The organism is Gilliamella intestini, from assembly GCF_900094935.1.
GTDB classification, from domain to species: Bacteria; Pseudomonadota; Gammaproteobacteria; order Enterobacterales; family Orbaceae; genus Gilliamella; species Gilliamella intestini.
This window is the reverse complement of sequence record NZ_FMBA01000013.1, coordinates 21,185-37,315: the sequence shown is the minus strand read 5'-3', so window position 1 is coordinate 37,315 and position 16,131 is coordinate 21,185. Positions and strand designations below refer to the sequence as shown.

Genomic DNA, 16,131 nt, shown 5'->3' with positions numbered 1-16,131 from the left:
AATGTTATGAGAAATACAATTCAACGCTTTGGAGCAGCAATGTTTGTTCCTGTATTACTCTTTCCTTGTGCAGGCATTTTATTGGGATTGACTGTCGTTTTACTTAATCCACATTTGTTTCCTTTTGCTGTAGAAGGATCGACTTATGTTAAAATTGTCAGTATATTTCAAAAAGCATCCCTAGTTTTATTTCAAAATATGCCAATGCTGTTTGCTTTAGGTTTACCAATTGCATTAGCAAAAAAGGCATCTGGTCGTGCTGTATTAGCCGCTTTTATCTCTTATTTAACATTTAACTATTTTATAGCAGGAATACTTGATATTTGGAGTGAACAGTTAGGTATAAACTATCAAGTAGGGCAAACAGGATTAATTGAAATTAGTGGTGTATTAACATTAGATACTTCAATTGTTGGTTCAATTATGACAGCAGCTTTTACTGTTTGGATTCATAACCGTTATTTTGATTTACGTTTACCTGAATGGGCAAATGTATTTACAGGGACACCATTAATCGTTATTATCTGTTTTCCTTTAATGTTGGTACTAGCTGTATTGACGGTATTGGTTTGGCCTCCTATCCAAAATGGTATTCAAAGCCTGCAAATTTTCATTTTAAATTCTGGTGCATTTGGTGTATGGCTATTTACTTTTTTAGAGCGCATTTTAATTCCTACAGGATTACATCATTTTGTTTATGGTCCAATCTATTTTGGTCCAATTGTCACCGATGGCGGTACAGTCAATTATTGGATTTCTCATATTTCTGAATTTGCTAACAGCACAAAATCATTAACTGAATTATTTCCTCAAGGTGGTTTTATGCTTATTGGTATGGGGAAGGTGTTTGGTTGCTCAGGTATTTCAATGGCTATTTATGCAACAGCAAAACCAGAAAATAAAAAAATGGTATTGGGCCTATTAATTGGTGCAACAGTTACAGCTGTGTTAACAGGGATAACAGAGCCTATTGAATTTACATTCCTTTTTATTGCACCTATGTTATTTGTTGTTCATGCTTTTTTAGCTGCGTCAATGGCTGCAATTATGTATATGCTTGGTGTATCAGGAAATTTTTACTCAGGTATTATAGATTTTATCTTCCAAAACTGGTTACCTCTGGGGGCAAATCATTGGATGGCGTACGTTATCCAAGTTACTATTGGTTTAACTTTTACAGCAATTTACTTTTTTGTGTTTAAATTCTTAATCCTTAAATTCAATCTTATGACTCCTGGCCGTTCAGATACTAATATTAAACTATTTACTAAATCAGATTACAAAAATAGTAAAAAGAATAAATTGACAAATCAATCTGATACTGAATTTGAAACTAACGATTTGATAATTCAACAAGCAATTGCCTTTATTGAAGGATTAGGTGGTAAAGAAAATATTAGACAATTAACTAACTGTGCAACTCGTTTACGTATTGAAGTCAGTAATCCAGAATTAGTTCAGGAAGTGGCTTATTTTCAAAGTTATGGGGCAATAAATGTTGTATACAAGGGACAATCATTACAAATTATTGTTGGCTTAACTGTACCTCAAGTTAGAGAAGAAATGAGTACACGATTGAAATAAATAATGTGGGTAATTGTTATTAATAAGTAAACCATAAACCATTAATTGACGTGTTTAATTGATTCTAAAATAGAGATTATTTGTTATTTCGATTAAACACGTAACTTATTAAAAAATGAAATTTATTTTTTGACTAATATGTAGAAATTCTCGACATTGTTTATAGTCATTTGAGCAATTACGATAATAAATATCCATAAAAATAAAGTGATATCACAGAAAAGAGATATGACGTTTATATCATAAAAAAATAGCCACCCACATTTGTTTTCTTGTAAAAAATATTCAGGAGTCTATACCGTTTAATTATTTTAAAAAATAAAAATTGGTTTTTACGTGTAATTGCGATGTGGTTGATTAGTAAATATTTGAAGATTAAAAAAAGTAGAAAGCAAAAGTTTTAGTAATTTCGAGGAAAAATACATTATGAATTTATTTATAGGGTCTTCGAAAATTATTTTAATGATGTAGTTTTAACAGTACGGTATTTTTCTATACCTTATTTTTAATATTAGTAATTGATTGTAACGCTTATTTATTACCCAATATTGGCTGTTAACTTACGCTCAATATATCATTTTTTATTTATTTCAATTATACTTAGCTACAATTTTTGTTAGATCTAAAAAAAGCTATGTTGGAACTGATACAAACTGTCGGCTTTGGTTTAATTCTATTTATTCCATTAACTAATCCTTTAACTACTGTGGTACTTTTATTGGGTTTATCGGGTGATATGACCAATGAAGAACGCAATTACCAATCAAAATTGACCTGTATTTATGTGTTTATAATTATGGTCGTGTCGTTTTATTGCGGACAGTTAGTAATGAGTACATTTGGCATATCAATCCCCGGATTACGCATTGCAGGTGGTATGATTGTTGGTATTATTGGCTTTAGAATGTTATTTCCACAACAACCATCACATAAAATCCTTGAAGCCGATGCTAAAAAGAAAGAAACCTCAAATAATATCGCTTTTGTGCCACTAGCTATGCCAAGTACAGCAGGGCCTGGAACGATTGCAATGATAATTAGTATGTCTTCAACAATAAAAAGTGGGGGCTATGACGTTTCTACTTGGGTTGTTTACGCCGCTTCAATATTAGTACCTTTATTATTGTGTATTATCCTTTGGTTTTGTATGCGCAGTGCTGGCAGTATAATGCGCTTTATGGGAAAAAGTGGCATTGAGGCCACTTCAAGAATTATGGGCTTTTTATTAGTTTGTGTTGGAACACAATTTATAATTAATGGTGTGAAAGAAATTATATTAAATTTCCCTAATATCTAATATAAAAAGATAAACTCAATAAAGCTAAAGCATTGGTATATTTTTAATCATTTCCACTCGCATTAAATAATCGTAGAGTGGAACTAGCTGTTTAAATCCTTTAATTAATTTTTGGGGTAAGTCACTATCTAACACGTTTTCAATATGATTACTTGTTACCATAACTGCGAGATTTTTTCGGTTATACCATGTTGCAATTTTGGCATCTTGCTCTTTGATTAAAGGACGTTTATAACTTTCCCCAACAAGTTCAAATGGTTTTTTGACACAACGTGTCATGGTTAAAAACTTGTTAGTATCGTTAAGAATCTCATCTCGAAAAATATCCATCGTTTGTTTTGATGAACAATAATAGCCAAGTCCATATTGATAACTACTTGGACTAATTTCAAAAAAGTAAGCGGGGGCTTCTTTCCAATCTTTATTGGGTCGTTTAAATGTCAACCATAATCGGCTACGATAAAGTGATTTATCATTTGAAAAACGAGTATCTCGATGTATTCGTGAAATCGTTTTACCAATAGCGGGGCGAGTTTCAAACCATTCATCAATTTTAAGCATTTCTGGTGTTAATTGTTCAACCAAAAGCCTAAACGGTTTAACTAAATCGTTATCATAAATAGCACGATGTTCTTCAAACCACAGTTTGCTATTATTAATCCAAGCATCTTGTAAAAAATTAAGTCCTTCTTGCGTAAACCCAGTAAAGTTTGCCATTGCTTACTCCTTAAATAACGCTCTTACTTTTTCTAAATCTTCTAAAGTATCGACACCAATTGCAGGAGGTTGTTTTGCCACAGCGACATGAATTTTTTCACCGTACCAAAGTACTCTTAATTGCTCTAACATCTCAATTTGTTCAAGCGTTGATGGCGCCCATTTAATGTATTGACGAATAAAGCCAGCACGGTAAGCATAAATACCAATATGACGGAGATAAAAATCACCGATACTCGATGGTTTTAACTGTTCAGCTGATTTCGCAAAACGATCGCGTTCCCAAGGAATGGTTGCACGAGAAAAATAAAGCGCATAACCATCTTTATCTGTCACAACTTTAACTGCACCAGTATTAAATGCTTCTTCAACAGAATCAATTGGTACTGCTAACGTTGCCATTCCTGTTTTATATTGCACTAAATTTTCTGCCACTTGGTTAATAATAACAGGCGGAATTAAGGGTTCATCGCCCTGTACATTCACAATAATTTCATCATCAGCAAATTGATAGGCATTAATGACCTCTGCTAACCTTTCAGTGCCTGAATTATGCTTATCACTTGTTAGAATGACTTCTCCACCATGCGTTTTGACTACATCAAAAACTTGTTGATGATCGGTTGCAATGATCACTCGATTGGCTAAGGATTTTTGTGCTTGCTGCATTACACGCACAATCATAGGTTTTCCATGAATGTCCGCTAGCGGCTTAGCAGGTAAACGGCTTGAACCATATCTAGCAGGAATAATAACCGAAAAATTCATAACTAATATCCTATCTTTTTATTCTTGAGTAGATAATGGTTTATTAAGTGGCTGTGCTTCGCATTCAAGCAAAACAGGAATATTATCTTTTATGGTATAAACTAAATTATCCGCTAAACAAATTAGCTGTTGATTATTGGCATCATACTGTAGTTGCCCATGGCATTTTGGACAAGCAAGTGCGCTCAAAAGGGTTTCTTTCATATTTTATTCTCTTTGGGAATTTATCTTATCTAATAAGGAACAGATCTGCTCAATTGCTTGCACGGGTATTACCGCATCAATTGGCAGATACCACCAATTTGGTTGAGCAAACTGTCTGCATTTAACTGCATCTTTTTCAGTCATTAAAAGAATTTGATCACAATTTGCAATATTATTTAATAATGACAACGTAAATTTTTGATGATCGGCAAAAGGAATGGTTTTAATCACATTCGTTTGCATTTTAATCAACATATCAAAAAAGCGGTTAGGATGGCTAATACCTGCAATAGCACAAATATTTTGTAATGAAGATAATGATTTTTTTTCTTGAGTAAGCAAATTTACCGCGTATCGTGGTGCTAATTGCATGGTGTAGGCTTTATTAGGGTACTTTTGAGCTAGGTTATTTACACTGTCACCATTTATAATGATCAAATCAACCAATTTTAATCGGCTTTCACGCTCTCGCATTGGCCCTGCAGGCATCCACCATCCATTACCAAATAAGCGCTTTCCATCAATCACCACCACTTCAATATCACGCACTAAAGCATAATGTTGTAAACCATCATCAGTCAAAATAACATCTAATTGGTACTGCTTTAATAACGCTTGAACAGCCTCTGAGCGACAAGGTGAGACAGCAATAGGTACACTAGTGCGTTGATAAATAAGTACAGGTTCATCACCAGCTTGTTCAGTTGTGGTCGTATTATCTAAAATAAGCGGATAGCTATCAGCTTTGCCTCCATATCCTCGTGAAACAACTCCAACTTGTAATCCTTTCTGTTTTAACGATTCAATTAAACTAATAACTAGTGGTGTTTTACCGTTACCGCCAACAGATAAGTTGCCAATAACAATAATTGGTACAGGAGATCGCCAAGATTTTAAAATACCAACTTGATATAAAAAGCGACGGAAAATAGCAATTAAACCATATAATAAGGAAAATGGTATGAATAACCAAAATAAACGATTTTTACCATACCACAGTTTTTCAATCATAACTTTAACATCACTCAATTACATTTAGTAAAATTGTTTATATCTCAATATAACAATTATTATAGTCGCCTATAGCAAACGATAGCCTATTTTACTCATAATTTGGTAAACTACCAAACCAATCATGATACCATCTAGGTTTAATTTCACCTCGCATGGTTTTTAGTTTCCATGTTTGTTTATCAAAAAACAGACTTATTTGACCTGTTCTAGCAGTAACATAATAGTCTAATTGTAAATCTTTATACTTTGCCATTACCTTATTGGAGGGGAGTTTCCAAGGATTATAACGAGATGTAGACACCAAAGAATTTATTGGTTTAACATGATTTAAAAATGTATAACTTGATGATGTACTACTACCATGATGGGGGATTTGTAAAATAGTGGATGTTAGCTGATTTCGATATTTAGTAACTAACTGATATTCCTGATTACGTTCTAGATCTCCAGTTAGCAATACAGAAAAATTTCCATCGGTAACTTGCACCACACAGGAATCCTTGTTTTGAGCATCGCTCACCAGTTGATTAGGCCACAGTACATTAAACGTCAAATCATTCCAAATAATACGATTACCCGCTAAGCATTGATAATCATTATTGAAATCAGAAGACGAACTCATTAACCATGCTTTAGGATAAATAAGTTGAAGTAATTTCAAACCGCCAACATGATCATTATGTTGATGACTAATAATAATACCTTGTACATTCAAATTATGCCATTGCAGAAAAGGAATAATAACCCTTTCCATAGCGGAACTTTTTTCCCACTTAGCCCCTGTATCATACAAAATTGCAGACTTACCATCATGGATAACAATTGCCAACCCATGACCAACATCTAGCATATCTAACCGCCAACGATAGTGTTGCTGTTTAAAAAAAGGTGTAACCAGTATCGTCAAAATTACTAGCAAAGTAATGCTAAAGCGTTGCCAAACTCCTGTACGGATTATCACTACAGTTAACCAACCTAAAAGACCTAATAAATAAAAATCTGAAGGGATGTTAATCCATAATTGATTAAGCCAATTTAAACTCAAAAATAGCCATTCTAGAGATTTATCAGCAATTAGCCAAAACCATAAGGCTATAGAAAAACAATCAAAAATACTAAATATTAACGCCAATAAAATGGTAGGAAATGTAACTAATGAAATAACAGGAATTGCAATTAAATTTGTTAAAATCGAAACCCCACTAACACCTTGAAAAATAAAAAACTGAATTGGAAGCAACAATAAGGTTAACCCACACTGCAAATACAATATCCTAATTATATACCAACGTTTTTTATGCCTTACTGCTTTGGAAAGCGGCATCCAATCATGCAAAAAAATTAAAGTTATTACTGCATAACAAGACAACCAAAAACTTTCAGACAAAATCATCAATGGATCAAATAATAATAACAACGCAATGATCCGATTGATTTTTTGCCATGAACTTATTTTATATTTTTTATAACGAAAATAGATCCAAATTGACAAAGCAACCATTGCTCGCAAAGTAGGCGGATTAAAACCTGTTAACCATGCATAAAAAAATGCGCATAACCACCCTATTATAATTGGTACAAAAAAATAGATAAAACGCTTTGGAATAAAAAACAGAACAATCTTAACAAAAAAACAACTAAGAGCAAAAACGACTAAAATATGCATACCCGAGATTGCCATTAAATGTGCAACCCCTGTTTGCATCATCACCATACGATGAGATTCATCTAACTGAGAACGATCACCAAAAGCAAGAGCAAGCAATATATCTTGATAATCAAATAAATCGATGTAAGGAAGTGCCAAATCAACAATAAATTGTCTTAAATTAGATTTGTCGTCTAATAATTTTGCATCAACTAACTTTGCTGATAATAAACTTCGGTTTGCTATTGAAAATCGCTGGCTGTCAAATCCCCCTTCATTGAGATAGCCATGCATAACTTTTGTTTTTAATGTTAATTGCCAAGTTTGCCCTAATTTTGGCGTTGCTGGGTTATCCCAATAAACCGAAATTGGAATATCATTAGAAAGGGTAACATCTGAAATAGAGAAAATAGAAAATGACAAATAATAAGGTGTTATTGTAGTTGTTTTTTGACGGGTATTGATATTTATAACTTTTGCTTTAACAACTAATGTTTTATCAATATAAGGTGAAATATTGGTTAAATATTGCTTAGAATAAGTAACAGACCATAAAAAACTTAAGCTAAATACAACAATAATAGATAAATTAAAGCGAAATTTAACCGGAACAACCAACACCAAAACAAGCAGAATAAAGGCAATAAAATACCACTGAAGGTCAGATAATAGATGTGGTAAAAATAGTAGTGGTAAGCAACCCAATGAAAACATGATAGCTAATAAATCAAGAGAATAAAATTGTCGCATTAGATCCTGTCATATTTATTTTATATAAATAATCAGATTATCAGTTGATATCGTAAAAAAAGAATTGTGTTTGAACTTTTCGATCTAGCTTCCAATTTTATTATTAATCTAGAAAAAGTTTATTAAAATTATTTACAGTGTTTTAAATTTTGAAAAAATAAGAAAGTGTGGATATTACATTAAAAAATATTTGCAAATATTGAGTTGATAAATTTCAGGAATTCCCCTGTATTTTTTACAGTAATTTGAGTAATTACTGTAAAAAATATTCAGGATTCTATACCGTTTAGATATTAAAAATCTAAAAATGGTGATATGTATTTTTAATTGAGATGAAGCATAATAATCAGCAAATATTTAACGATTCAAAAGATAGACAACAAATGCTTGAGCGATTTATTCATTTGTATAATACAGTTAAACCCATAAAGCGATTTTGGGAAAAAGCCTTATGGGTTTAGAGGATTACTTTAATAATAACGAGTAAACATCTCTTTGTTTTTCTACACATTAGGAGTGTTTTAGAACGGAATATCGTCATCAAAATCCATAGGTGGTTCTGGTGTCGCTGTAGGTTGTGCCGGTGCATTTGTTGTAGGACGAGATTGCGCCATTGGTGCTGATGAAGTGTTATTGGCACTTTGTCCCCAATTTTGTGAACTGTCTACCATGTTTTCACCACCATTGCGTGATCCTAAAATTTGTAAAGTACCACCAATAGGATTAATTACAACTTCTGTTGTGTAACGATCTTGCCCAGACTGATCCTGCCATTTTCGAGTTTGTAATTGTCCTTCTAGATAAACTTGTGAACCTTTTTTTAAGTATTCGCCGGCAATTTCAGCTAATTTACCAAATATAACAACGCGATGCCATTCAGTTCGTTCACGGTTTTCATTTGTTTGTTTATCCTTCCATATTTCTGATGTTGCAATACTAATATTGGCAACGGCGTTACCATTAGGCATGTAACGAACTTCGGGATCTTGACCTAAGTTACCAACTAAAATGACTTTATTTATTCCTCGACTGGCCATGATTGACTCCTAAAAATTACACTAAGTATTTAAGCTGCGTATTGTAACATGAGACTGCAGTAATATCAGCGAATTTAATTCAATTATGGAATTTTGATCTCTTTTTATAAAAATACAGAAAGATTAGTTTTAACATAGGAATTTGTTGCTATAACGAGTATAATGCCAAACATTTGTTAATGTAATGTTCTAAAAAATTCCCTCAATAGGAGGCCTTATGATTAATGCGTTTGGATTAAAAAACAAACAATTGGTAAAAATTAATGAAGGCGATATAAATAATGCGACCTGGATTGATTTAATTGAACCAGAAGAAGCCGATCGCGATTTTGTTTTAACACATTTAGGACAAAACTTAGCAACCAGTATTGAGCTAGATGATATCGAAGCATCAGCGCGTTTTTTTGAAGATAATGAAGGTCTACATGTCCATTCCTTCTTTTTTTACGAAGATGCAGAAGATCGTGCGGGCAATTCAACGGTCGCTTTCACTGTACATAATGGCCGTTTATTTACATTGCGCGAACGCGATTTACCGGCATTTCGTTTATATCGAATGCGTTCACGTTATCAAACTATGGGTGATGGTAACCCTTATGAAGTACTGCTTGATTTATTCGAAGTAAAAGTTGAGCAATTAGCCGATCAAATTGAAAATATTTATAGTGAACTTGAAGAGTTGAGCTTAATTATTATGGATCGCTCAGCGCAAGAACATTATGATGAAGCTATTACCTCATTAGCTGAACTTGAAGATACCGCTTGGAAAGTAAGGCTTTGTTTAATGGATAGCCAACGCGCGGTCAATTATTTAGTTCGCCGTGCTAAAATGCCAGTGGATCAGCTAGAACAAGCTCGTGAAGTGATCCGAGATATTGAATCGCTTGTGCCACATAATGAATCATTATTTCAAAAAGTGAACTTTTTAATGCAAGCAGCAACCAGTTTTATTAACATAGAACAAAGCCGAATTATTAAAATTTTCTCGGTGGTTTCGGTTGTGTTTTTACCACCAACAGTGGTGGCATCAGCTTATGGTATGAACTTTGAATTTATGCCCGAATTAAAATGGGAATATGGTTACCCATTTTCATTACTATTGATGTTACTAGCAGGTGTTGCGCCTTATATTTATTTTAAACTTAAGAAGTGGCTATAAATTTATTTACTTTATTTTATAGTCTATCCGCTAATACTACGGCTTAGCGAAAATGGTCTTTGTCGTTGTTATTTGGAGTAATTGAGTAAGTTTTATGTCACTATTTAATGATATTAGCAATTATACTTTCTTCTATTGATAGTTAATGCTTGTTATTTGAATAAAAAATAATTTATCATAAAGGAAATAACATGAATCAATATGCACTAGTCACCGATATTGGTGGAACCAATGCCAGATTTGCACTTTATAACTTAGTAACCAATGAATTATCTGCAATTACTAAAGTGCTTATTGCAAAAGATGATGTGTTATTAACATTAATTAAAAACTATCTAGCGACCCAATCGGTAATTATTAAAATGGCATGTATTGCTATTGCCTGCCCGATTGATGATAGTGATGTAATAAAAATGACAAATAATAATTTGACATTTTCACGTTCAGAGCTTGTTAAAGAGTTAAATCTGACTAAGCTTGAAGTGATTAATGATTTTACAGCAGTATCAATGTCAATTGCTAAGTTACCAAAACAAGATCTTGTAAAAATTGGTGGTGACGAACCTGATTTAAATTACCCCATTGCGATTTATGGTGCAGGAACAGGGCTTGGTGTGTCACATTTGATTAAAGTCAATGAATATTGGGTTACGTTACCTGGAGAGGGGGGACATACCGAACTGCCAATGACAAGTGATGATGAAGATTGTATTTTAGTCGAACTACGTAAAAAATTTGGGCGTGTTTCTACAGAACGGTTTTTATCCGGTAATGGGATTGTTAATATTTATCAAGCCTTACAGCATATTAACAATCAAGCAGTAGAAGAAATTACTCCCGACATTATTGTCAAAAAAGCGTTATCAAAAAGTTGTCCACTTTGCTTACAAACGTTAACCTATTTTTGTACTTTTATGGGGCGTTTTGGTGGTAATTTAGCATTAACACTTAATACGCAAGGCGGTGTTTATATTGCTGGTGGGATTGTACCTCGTTTTATTGAATTTTTTAAAACATCTCCATTTAGAGATGCTTTTGAACATAAAGGTCGTATGTCCTATTTAGTCAAAAAAATTCCTGTTTATGTAATAACACATGAAGATCCAGGCTTGTTTGGTGCAGGTGTTTATTTACAAAATTGTCTTAATAAATAGTATTAATGAGTAAAGGTTTTATTCTATGATGTGGTGTTATATTTACCGAAGTACAAAAAAAGAAAATTGTTATTTATATATGGAAAATGAAAATGATTTTTCAGCCATTCCTGAAAAAATAATGTCTATTTTTGGTTCGCCGGTATTTGTGATGAAAGTACTTCTTGATGGTAAACGACGTTTTGCTGTGGGTACTTCGGATGAAATTGAAGAAAAAATCAAAACGGATGGATTTTTCTTACAAATGTTAAAGGATGATGATTTTAAAGTATGATTGAACCATTTTGGGAGAACAAAACATTAGAACAGATGAGTGACGACGAATGGGAACAACTTTGTGATGGTTGTGGCCAGTGTTGCTTAAATAAATTGATGGACGAAGATACAGACGAAATCTTATACACTAATGTCGCTTGCAATTTGCTTGATTCTAATACTTGCCAATGTAAACACTATTATAACCGCTTCGATTACGAACCAGATTGTATCAAGCTGACTCGTGATAACCTCCTTACCATTAAATGGTTACCTTTAACCTGTACCTATCGTTATTTTTCTGAAACAGGGCAATTGCCTCATTGGCATCCACTTATTACGGGCAATAAGAAGCTTATGCATAAACTGAAAATATCGGTTAAAAATAGGATTGTTTATGAGAAAGATGTAATTTGTTGGGAAGATCATATTCTCTAAAAAAGGGCTATAGTGCCCTCATATTGTTCCAATCCTTGATATCATTTGATGTAAACTAACATGTCGATGATGTGATTTTTTAAAATAAAAATAGAAAATTCAATAATATAAATATATTTTCTGACTTTTTTATTGGTAATAATACCCTTTTTATTGGATAATTTTCAGTATTGGCAAAATTTCTCGTTATTTACTGATTTTGATTAGAACAAAAAAGGTCGCTAAAAAGCGGCTTTTTGTTAACAATCTAAGGAAGCTATTGCTTCCTCTTATGTTGAATTTAAAGTACAAGCCATAAATATCCTACAATATCAATAGCAAACATATTTAAAAACATCAAAATAAATACAAAAATCATAAATGAAATATCGATCATACCAATAGGCGGTACGATGCGTCGAATTGGTGCTATAAATGGTTCTGTTAGTTGGGCGAGCAACTCATCGGCATTCGACTGTCCTCGGCTTACCCAACTTAAAATTGCTCTAAATAGTAATAACCAAAATAATAGATGTCCAAATGCGTGAGCGATGGCTGCAACGGCATATAAAAGATATTCAACAGGCCAGCTTAAATTATTGATGATTCCATAATAGCCAATAAAGGTAATTTTTATAAAAGCAAAAAAGTATAAAATAGCCCATGTCGCCGTATCTATCTGTTTAATAGAGGGAATAACTTTGCGCAGTGGTGCAATAATTGGTTGGGTTATTCGGACAATAAATTGGGTAAATGGATTATAGAAATTGACCCGTACACGTTGCATCCATATACGCAAAATTAAAGCATATAAGCATGCCGTTAAAAGGGTTTTTCCTAAAAAATAAAGCGATGCCATTTAAGACTCCTTAAAATAAATTATCTAGGCAATATATCACAAATACTGCCTTGCTCCAAAAATTGCCGTGCCGATGCGAACCATTGTGCTGCCTGCAATAATGGCTGCTTGCATGTCGTTACTCATGCCCATAGATAATGTGTCCATAAATGGGTAATCGGCTTGTAAATAATGTAACAGTTCCTGCATTTTGGTAAAGACATGTAATTGTTTGTCAAAATCATTTTCAATTTCAGGAATAGCCATTAAACCGCGTAATTTTAAATTGGGTAGTGCAATTATTTGCTTAGCTAAATCAGCAACTTGCTCAGGTAAAATTCCTGATTTACTTGCTTCGTGGCTAATATTGACCTGAATTAATACATTTAATTTAGCCATTGATATAGGGCGCTGATCATTTAAACGTTGAGCAATTTTAAATCGATTAATGGTATGCATCCAATCAAAGTGTTCGGCAACCAATTTGCTTTTATTTGATTGTAATGGTCCAATAAAATGCCACGTTAATGGTGTATTGGGCTGTGTTTGTTTAAAGTGGAGGATCTTTTCAACACCTTCTTGAACATAGTTTTCACCAAAAGAACGTTGGCCTGCATCTATCGCTTGTTTGATTAAGGTCACAGGTTTTGTTTTACTGACCGCAATAAGTTCAATTGTATTGGGATCTCTTTCGCATTTTTCGGTTATTTTTTGAATGGTGCTTTTTATAGTAAGTAAATTGTCACGTACTGTATTCATGTTAATTCCCAATTAATAAACTAATAGGTCAAATGTAATGTTAAATTCAATGTTGTCGCTTAGTGTAACGCAAAAAGCGTCCGATTTGCACCTTTCAAGTGGTGAAGTTGCACGCATTCGCATTAATGGACAATTACAGTGTTTATCTAATGAAAAGCTATCACATTTAAAGTTAGAAACTGAGCTATTAACGTTACTTAATCAATCACAAAAAACACAATTACAGCAAAATAAACAAATTGATTTAGCTTACCAATCCCCTGAAATAGGTCGTTTTAGAGTCAATATCTTTTATCAACAGCGCGGTATTTCGGCGGTGTTTCGAATTATTAAAAACCATATTCCTGATCTAGCTGAAATCGGTGCGCCTGAGGTTTTCAAAAAGCTAATAATGCACGAAAGTGGTATTATTTTAGTGACAGGCGCCACTGGCAGTGGTAAATCAACAACGCTTGCATCATTAATCGAACATATTAATTTCACTCAATCTAAGCATATTATTACTTTAGAAGATCCTATTGAATTTATTTATCACAATCAACGGTCGTTAATTCAACAAAGGGAACTTACAAATTTTGACCATGCACTTGATAGTCTTTTAAGACAAGATCCTGACATAATCTTGCTTGGGGAATTACGCAATAAAAAAGCTATTCAAACGGCGTTGACAATAGCAGAAACAGGGCACTTAGTTTTTGCTACGCTGCATACGTGTTCTGCTGTTCAAAGTATTAATCGTATTATTGATGTATTTGATGAAAGTTCGCGTAATTTTATTCGCATGCAATTATCAAATAATTTAAGAGCAATTATCAGTCAACAGTTAGTACCTACGGAGAATGGTCGTAAAGCGTTATTTGAAATCCTTATCAATACATCAGCTGTCAGCAATTTGATTAATGAAGGTAAAATTAAGCAGATTTTTTCACTTATGCAGACAGGGCAACAATATGGAATGCAAGTGATGCCAAAAAGTTAACATCATTTACTCTTTTATAAAACTTGATGTTGAATTTTTTGATACAAAATTTTGAGATTTATATTTAAAATCATTTATAATCTTCTCAATAGTCTTTTGCAAAAGAGGGTAATAAATGGATCAACGAATTGGTTTTATTGGCTTAGGCAATATGGGTAATGCGATACTGCAAGGTATTTTAGCAAGCAATATTGTATCAGGAACACAAATGTATGTTTATGACCCCCATCCTGATAAAGGCCAAATGCTTAATCAAAATTATGCTATCAATAATCTTGATTCTGCAAGAGAGGTTGCTCGTGAGTCGGATATTGTATTTGTTGCCGTTAAACCCAATGTGATTGTTGATGTACTTAGTGATATTCAAAAAGAATTAAAAAAGAACACTATCGTTATTTCAATTGCTGCGGGCGTTACTATTAAAACAATTGCAAAATGTGTTGGTTATGAACAAAAAATTGTTCGTGTTATGCCAAATACACCAGCGCTTGTTAATGCTGCTATGTGTTCAATCACTCCAAATACTGAAGTTACCAATGAAGAATTGTCTGTCGTTCAACAATTATTAAATTGCATCGGTGAAACAGAAGTTGTTTCTGAAGATTTAATTGACGCAGTTATTGGCGCAAGTGGATCTTCCCCCGCTTTTGTGTTTATGTTTATTGAAGCATTAGCTGATGGTGCGGTTAAAGGCGGATTATCAAGAAAACAAGCTTACAAGTTTGCTGCCCAAGCAGTTTTGGGATCGGCAAAACTATTATTAGAAACAGGTAAACATCCTGGTGAGTTAAAAGATATGGTTTGCTCACCTGCAGGTACAACCATTGAAGGTGTGCAAATACTGGAAGCCAAAGGATTTAGATCGGCTGTTATTGATGCAGTGGAAGCAACGATAAAAAAATCTCAAATAATGGCAAAAGATTAATACCATAAAATTCATAACGTTATATTTTTAAATTAGCGTTATGAATTATTTTTACTAATATAATAAGTAATTTTTTGAAAAGATTGCTTGCATTAGTAAACTAATTATGAGTAAATAGTAACAAGCATACGACATGCGGATTTATTTTATAACATTTAGATATGTGTAGTTTGTAGTTTACTTTGTCTTAAAGATTAGTTTTCTTCAGTATCTTCTTCTTCGTGTTAATTAAGTAACCTAGGTTTTATGTTTTGAATATAGCCTTTAGTGGCTGAGATTAATTTATTTATAGGAAGATTATTATGTCTAAGAAAACTGGTCAAGTTAAATGGTTCAACGAAAGTAAAGGTTTTGGTTTTATTTCTCCTGCAGATGGTAGCAAAGATGTATTTGTACACTTTTCTGCAATTTCAGGCGATGGTTTCAAAACGTTAGGTGAAGGACAACAGGTAGAATTTTCTGTTCAAGACAGCCCTCGTGGTCCTGCAGCTGCAGATGTTGCAATTATCTAAAAACTATTCTTTATCTTTTTGTTTATCACTTTATGAGCAAAATATTTACTCATAGAGTGATTTATTCTATAGCACTTCAGCTAAAGTCTTTCAGTGTTATATTCTGGTTATTTT

At 33.1% G+C, this 16,131-nt stretch carries 17 protein-coding genes; 9 read left to right on the top strand and 8 right to left on the bottom strand.

Annotated features, from left to right (window positions below; all coding sequences use genetic code 11):
* Positions 1-6: 6 nt before the first annotated feature.
* Together GA0061080_RS05090 and GA0061080_RS05085 are read left to right on the top strand one after the other, a co-directional pair.
* Entirely contained in the window at positions 7-1,584 is a 1,578-nt protein-coding gene (locus GA0061080_RS05090; RefSeq protein WP_091122099.1) for an alpha-glucoside-specific PTS transporter subunit IIBC, read from the top strand.
* Between the two features lie 634 nt (positions 1,585-2,218).
* On the top strand, positions 2,219-2,881 hold the full coding sequence (locus GA0061080_RS05085; RefSeq protein WP_091122176.1) for a MarC family NAAT transporter: 663 nt from the start codon (positions 2,219-2,221) through the stop codon (positions 2,879-2,881).
* Positions 2,882-2,905: 24 nt separating this feature from the next.
* Here the strand turns inward: GA0061080_RS05085 and GA0061080_RS05080 are convergent, their stop codons facing one another.
* The 6 genes from GA0061080_RS05080 to GA0061080_RS05055 all read right to left on the bottom strand — a co-directional run bounded on the left by GA0061080_RS05080 (position 2,906) and on the right by GA0061080_RS05055 (position 9,019).
* The gene (locus GA0061080_RS05080; protein ID WP_091122096.1) at positions 2,906-3,598 is read right to left on the bottom strand and encodes a DUF2461 domain-containing protein; all 693 of its coding nucleotides are present in this window, start codon (positions 3,596-3,598) and stop codon (positions 2,906-2,908) included.
* A gap of 3 nt (positions 3,599-3,601) precedes the next feature.
* Entirely contained in the window at positions 3,602-4,366 is a 765-nt protein-coding gene (kdsB, locus tag GA0061080_RS05075; RefSeq protein WP_091122094.1) for a 3-deoxy-manno-octulosonate cytidylyltransferase, read from the bottom strand.
* A gap of 18 nt (positions 4,367-4,384) precedes the next feature.
* A complete protein-coding gene (locus tag GA0061080_RS05070; RefSeq protein ID WP_091122089.1) occupies positions 4,385-4,570 on the bottom strand; it encodes a Trm112 family protein in 186 nt (61 codons plus the stop codon).
* 3 nt (positions 4,571-4,573) lie between these two features.
* Positions 4,574-5,581: a tetraacyldisaccharide 4'-kinase gene (gene lpxK, locus GA0061080_RS05065; protein ID WP_091122172.1), complete on the bottom strand. Its 1,008-nt coding sequence runs from the start codon at positions 5,579-5,581 to the stop codon at positions 4,574-4,576.
* 91 nt (positions 5,582-5,672) lie between these two features.
* Positions 5,673-7,982: a DNA internalization-related competence protein ComEC/Rec2 gene (locus GA0061080_RS05060; protein WP_091122085.1), complete on the bottom strand. Its 2,310-nt coding sequence runs from the start codon at positions 7,980-7,982 to the stop codon at positions 5,673-5,675.
* A gap of 521 nt (positions 7,983-8,503) precedes the next feature.
* Positions 8,504-9,019 carry a single-stranded DNA-binding protein gene (locus tag GA0061080_RS05055; RefSeq protein WP_091122081.1) on the bottom strand — a complete coding sequence of 172 codons (516 nt, stop codon included), beginning with the start codon at positions 9,017-9,019 and terminating at the stop codon, positions 8,504-8,506.
* Positions 9,020-9,236: 217 nt separating this feature from the next.
* Here GA0061080_RS05055 and corA point away from each other — a divergent pair, with 217 nt between their 5' ends.
* From corA to GA0061080_RS05035, 4 genes are all read left to right on the top strand, one after another.
* The gene (gene corA, locus GA0061080_RS05050; protein WP_091122078.1) at positions 9,237-10,178 is read left to right on the top strand and encodes a magnesium/cobalt transporter CorA; all 942 of its coding nucleotides are present in this window, start codon (positions 9,237-9,239) and stop codon (positions 10,176-10,178) included.
* Positions 10,179-10,369: 191 nt separating this feature from the next.
* Positions 10,370-11,332 (top strand): glucokinase, encoded by a 963-nt coding sequence (gene glk / locus GA0061080_RS05045; protein ID WP_091122074.1) that lies wholly within the window; start codon positions 10,370-10,372, stop codon positions 11,330-11,332.
* A gap of 25 nt (positions 11,333-11,357) precedes the next feature.
* On the top strand, positions 11,358-11,606 hold the full coding sequence (locus GA0061080_RS05040) for a YcgL domain-containing protein (RefSeq protein ID WP_091122072.1): 249 nt from the start codon (positions 11,358-11,360) through the stop codon (positions 11,604-11,606).
* Positions 11,603-12,025, top strand: a complete 423-nt coding sequence (locus tag GA0061080_RS05035; protein WP_091122068.1) for a YcgN family cysteine cluster protein — start codon at positions 11,603-11,605, stop codon at positions 12,023-12,025. The genes GA0061080_RS05040 and GA0061080_RS05035 overlap by 4 nt, the downstream gene beginning before the upstream one ends.
* A 280-nt stretch (positions 12,026-12,305) precedes the next feature.
* Here the strand turns inward: GA0061080_RS05035 and GA0061080_RS05030 are convergent, their stop codons facing one another.
* Both GA0061080_RS05030 and GA0061080_RS05025 read right to left on the bottom strand, forming a co-directional pair.
* Complete coding sequence (locus GA0061080_RS05030) at positions 12,306-12,863, bottom strand: YggT family protein (protein WP_091122064.1); 558 nt, start codon at positions 12,861-12,863, stop codon at positions 12,306-12,308.
* A 36-nt stretch (positions 12,864-12,899) separates the two neighbouring features.
* Entirely contained in the window at positions 12,900-13,601 is a 702-nt protein-coding gene (locus tag GA0061080_RS05025) for a YggS family pyridoxal phosphate-dependent enzyme (RefSeq protein WP_091122060.1), read from the bottom strand.
* Between the two features lie 37 nt (positions 13,602-13,638).
* On the opposite strand from GA0061080_RS05025, the gene GA0061080_RS05020 reads away from it, so the two are divergent.
* The 3 genes from GA0061080_RS05020 to cspE all read left to right on the top strand — a co-directional run bounded on the left by GA0061080_RS05020 (position 13,639) and on the right by cspE (position 16,017).
* Complete coding sequence (locus tag GA0061080_RS05020; RefSeq protein WP_091122058.1) at positions 13,639-14,580, top strand: type IV pilus twitching motility protein PilT; 942 nt, start codon at positions 13,639-13,641, stop codon at positions 14,578-14,580.
* Between the two features lie 115 nt (positions 14,581-14,695).
* Entirely contained in the window at positions 14,696-15,505 is an 810-nt protein-coding gene (proC, locus tag GA0061080_RS05015) for a pyrroline-5-carboxylate reductase (RefSeq protein WP_091122055.1), read from the top strand.
* Positions 15,506-15,807: 302 nt separating this feature from the next.
* Entirely contained in the window at positions 15,808-16,017 is a 210-nt protein-coding gene (gene cspE / locus GA0061080_RS05010) for a transcription antiterminator/RNA stability regulator CspE (protein ID WP_091122051.1), read from the top strand.
* Positions 16,018-16,131: the final 114 nt, after the last annotated feature.

Coding starts and splice junctions, on each gene's coding strand:
- GA0061080_RS05090 (WP_091122099.1), top strand. CDS start 7: ATGAGAAATACAATTCAACGCTTTGGAGCAGCAATGTTTGTTCCTGTA.
- GA0061080_RS05085 (WP_091122176.1), top strand. CDS start 2,219: ATGTTGGAACTGATACAAACTGTCGGCTTTGGTTTAATTCTATTTATT.
- GA0061080_RS05080 (WP_091122096.1), bottom strand. CDS start 3,598: ATGGCAAACTTTACTGGGTTTACGCAAGAAGGACTTAATTTTTTACAA.
- kdsB (WP_091122094.1), bottom strand. CDS start 4,366: ATGAATTTTTCGGTTATTATTCCTGCTAGATATGGTTCAAGCCGTTTA.
- GA0061080_RS05070 (WP_091122089.1), bottom strand. CDS start 4,570: ATGAAAGAAACCCTTTTGAGCGCACTTGCTTGTCCAAAATGCCATGGG.
- lpxK (WP_091122172.1), bottom strand. CDS start 5,581: ATGATTGAAAAACTGTGGTATGGTAAAAATCGTTTATTTTGGTTATTC.
- GA0061080_RS05060 (WP_091122085.1), bottom strand. CDS start 7,982: ATGCGACAATTTTATTCTCTTGATTTATTAGCTATCATGTTTTCATTG.
- GA0061080_RS05055 (WP_091122081.1), bottom strand. CDS start 9,019: ATGGCCAGTCGAGGAATAAATAAAGTCATTTTAGTTGGTAACTTAGGT.
- corA (WP_091122078.1), top strand. CDS start 9,237: ATGATTAATGCGTTTGGATTAAAAAACAAACAATTGGTAAAAATTAAT.
- glk (WP_091122074.1), top strand. CDS start 10,370: ATGAATCAATATGCACTAGTCACCGATATTGGTGGAACCAATGCCAGA.
- GA0061080_RS05040 (WP_091122072.1), top strand. CDS start 11,358: ATGATGTGGTGTTATATTTACCGAAGTACAAAAAAAGAAAATTGTTAT.
- GA0061080_RS05035 (WP_091122068.1), top strand. CDS start 11,603: ATGATTGAACCATTTTGGGAGAACAAAACATTAGAACAGATGAGTGAC.
- GA0061080_RS05030 (WP_091122064.1), bottom strand. CDS start 12,863: ATGGCATCGCTTTATTTTTTAGGAAAAACCCTTTTAACGGCATGCTTA.
- GA0061080_RS05025 (WP_091122060.1), bottom strand. CDS start 13,601: ATGAATACAGTACGTGACAATTTACTTACTATAAAAAGCACCATTCAA.
- GA0061080_RS05020 (WP_091122058.1), top strand. CDS start 13,639: ATGTTAAATTCAATGTTGTCGCTTAGTGTAACGCAAAAAGCGTCCGAT.
- proC (WP_091122055.1), top strand. CDS start 14,696: ATGGATCAACGAATTGGTTTTATTGGCTTAGGCAATATGGGTAATGCG.
- cspE (WP_091122051.1), top strand. CDS start 15,808: ATGTCTAAGAAAACTGGTCAAGTTAAATGGTTCAACGAAAGTAAAGGT.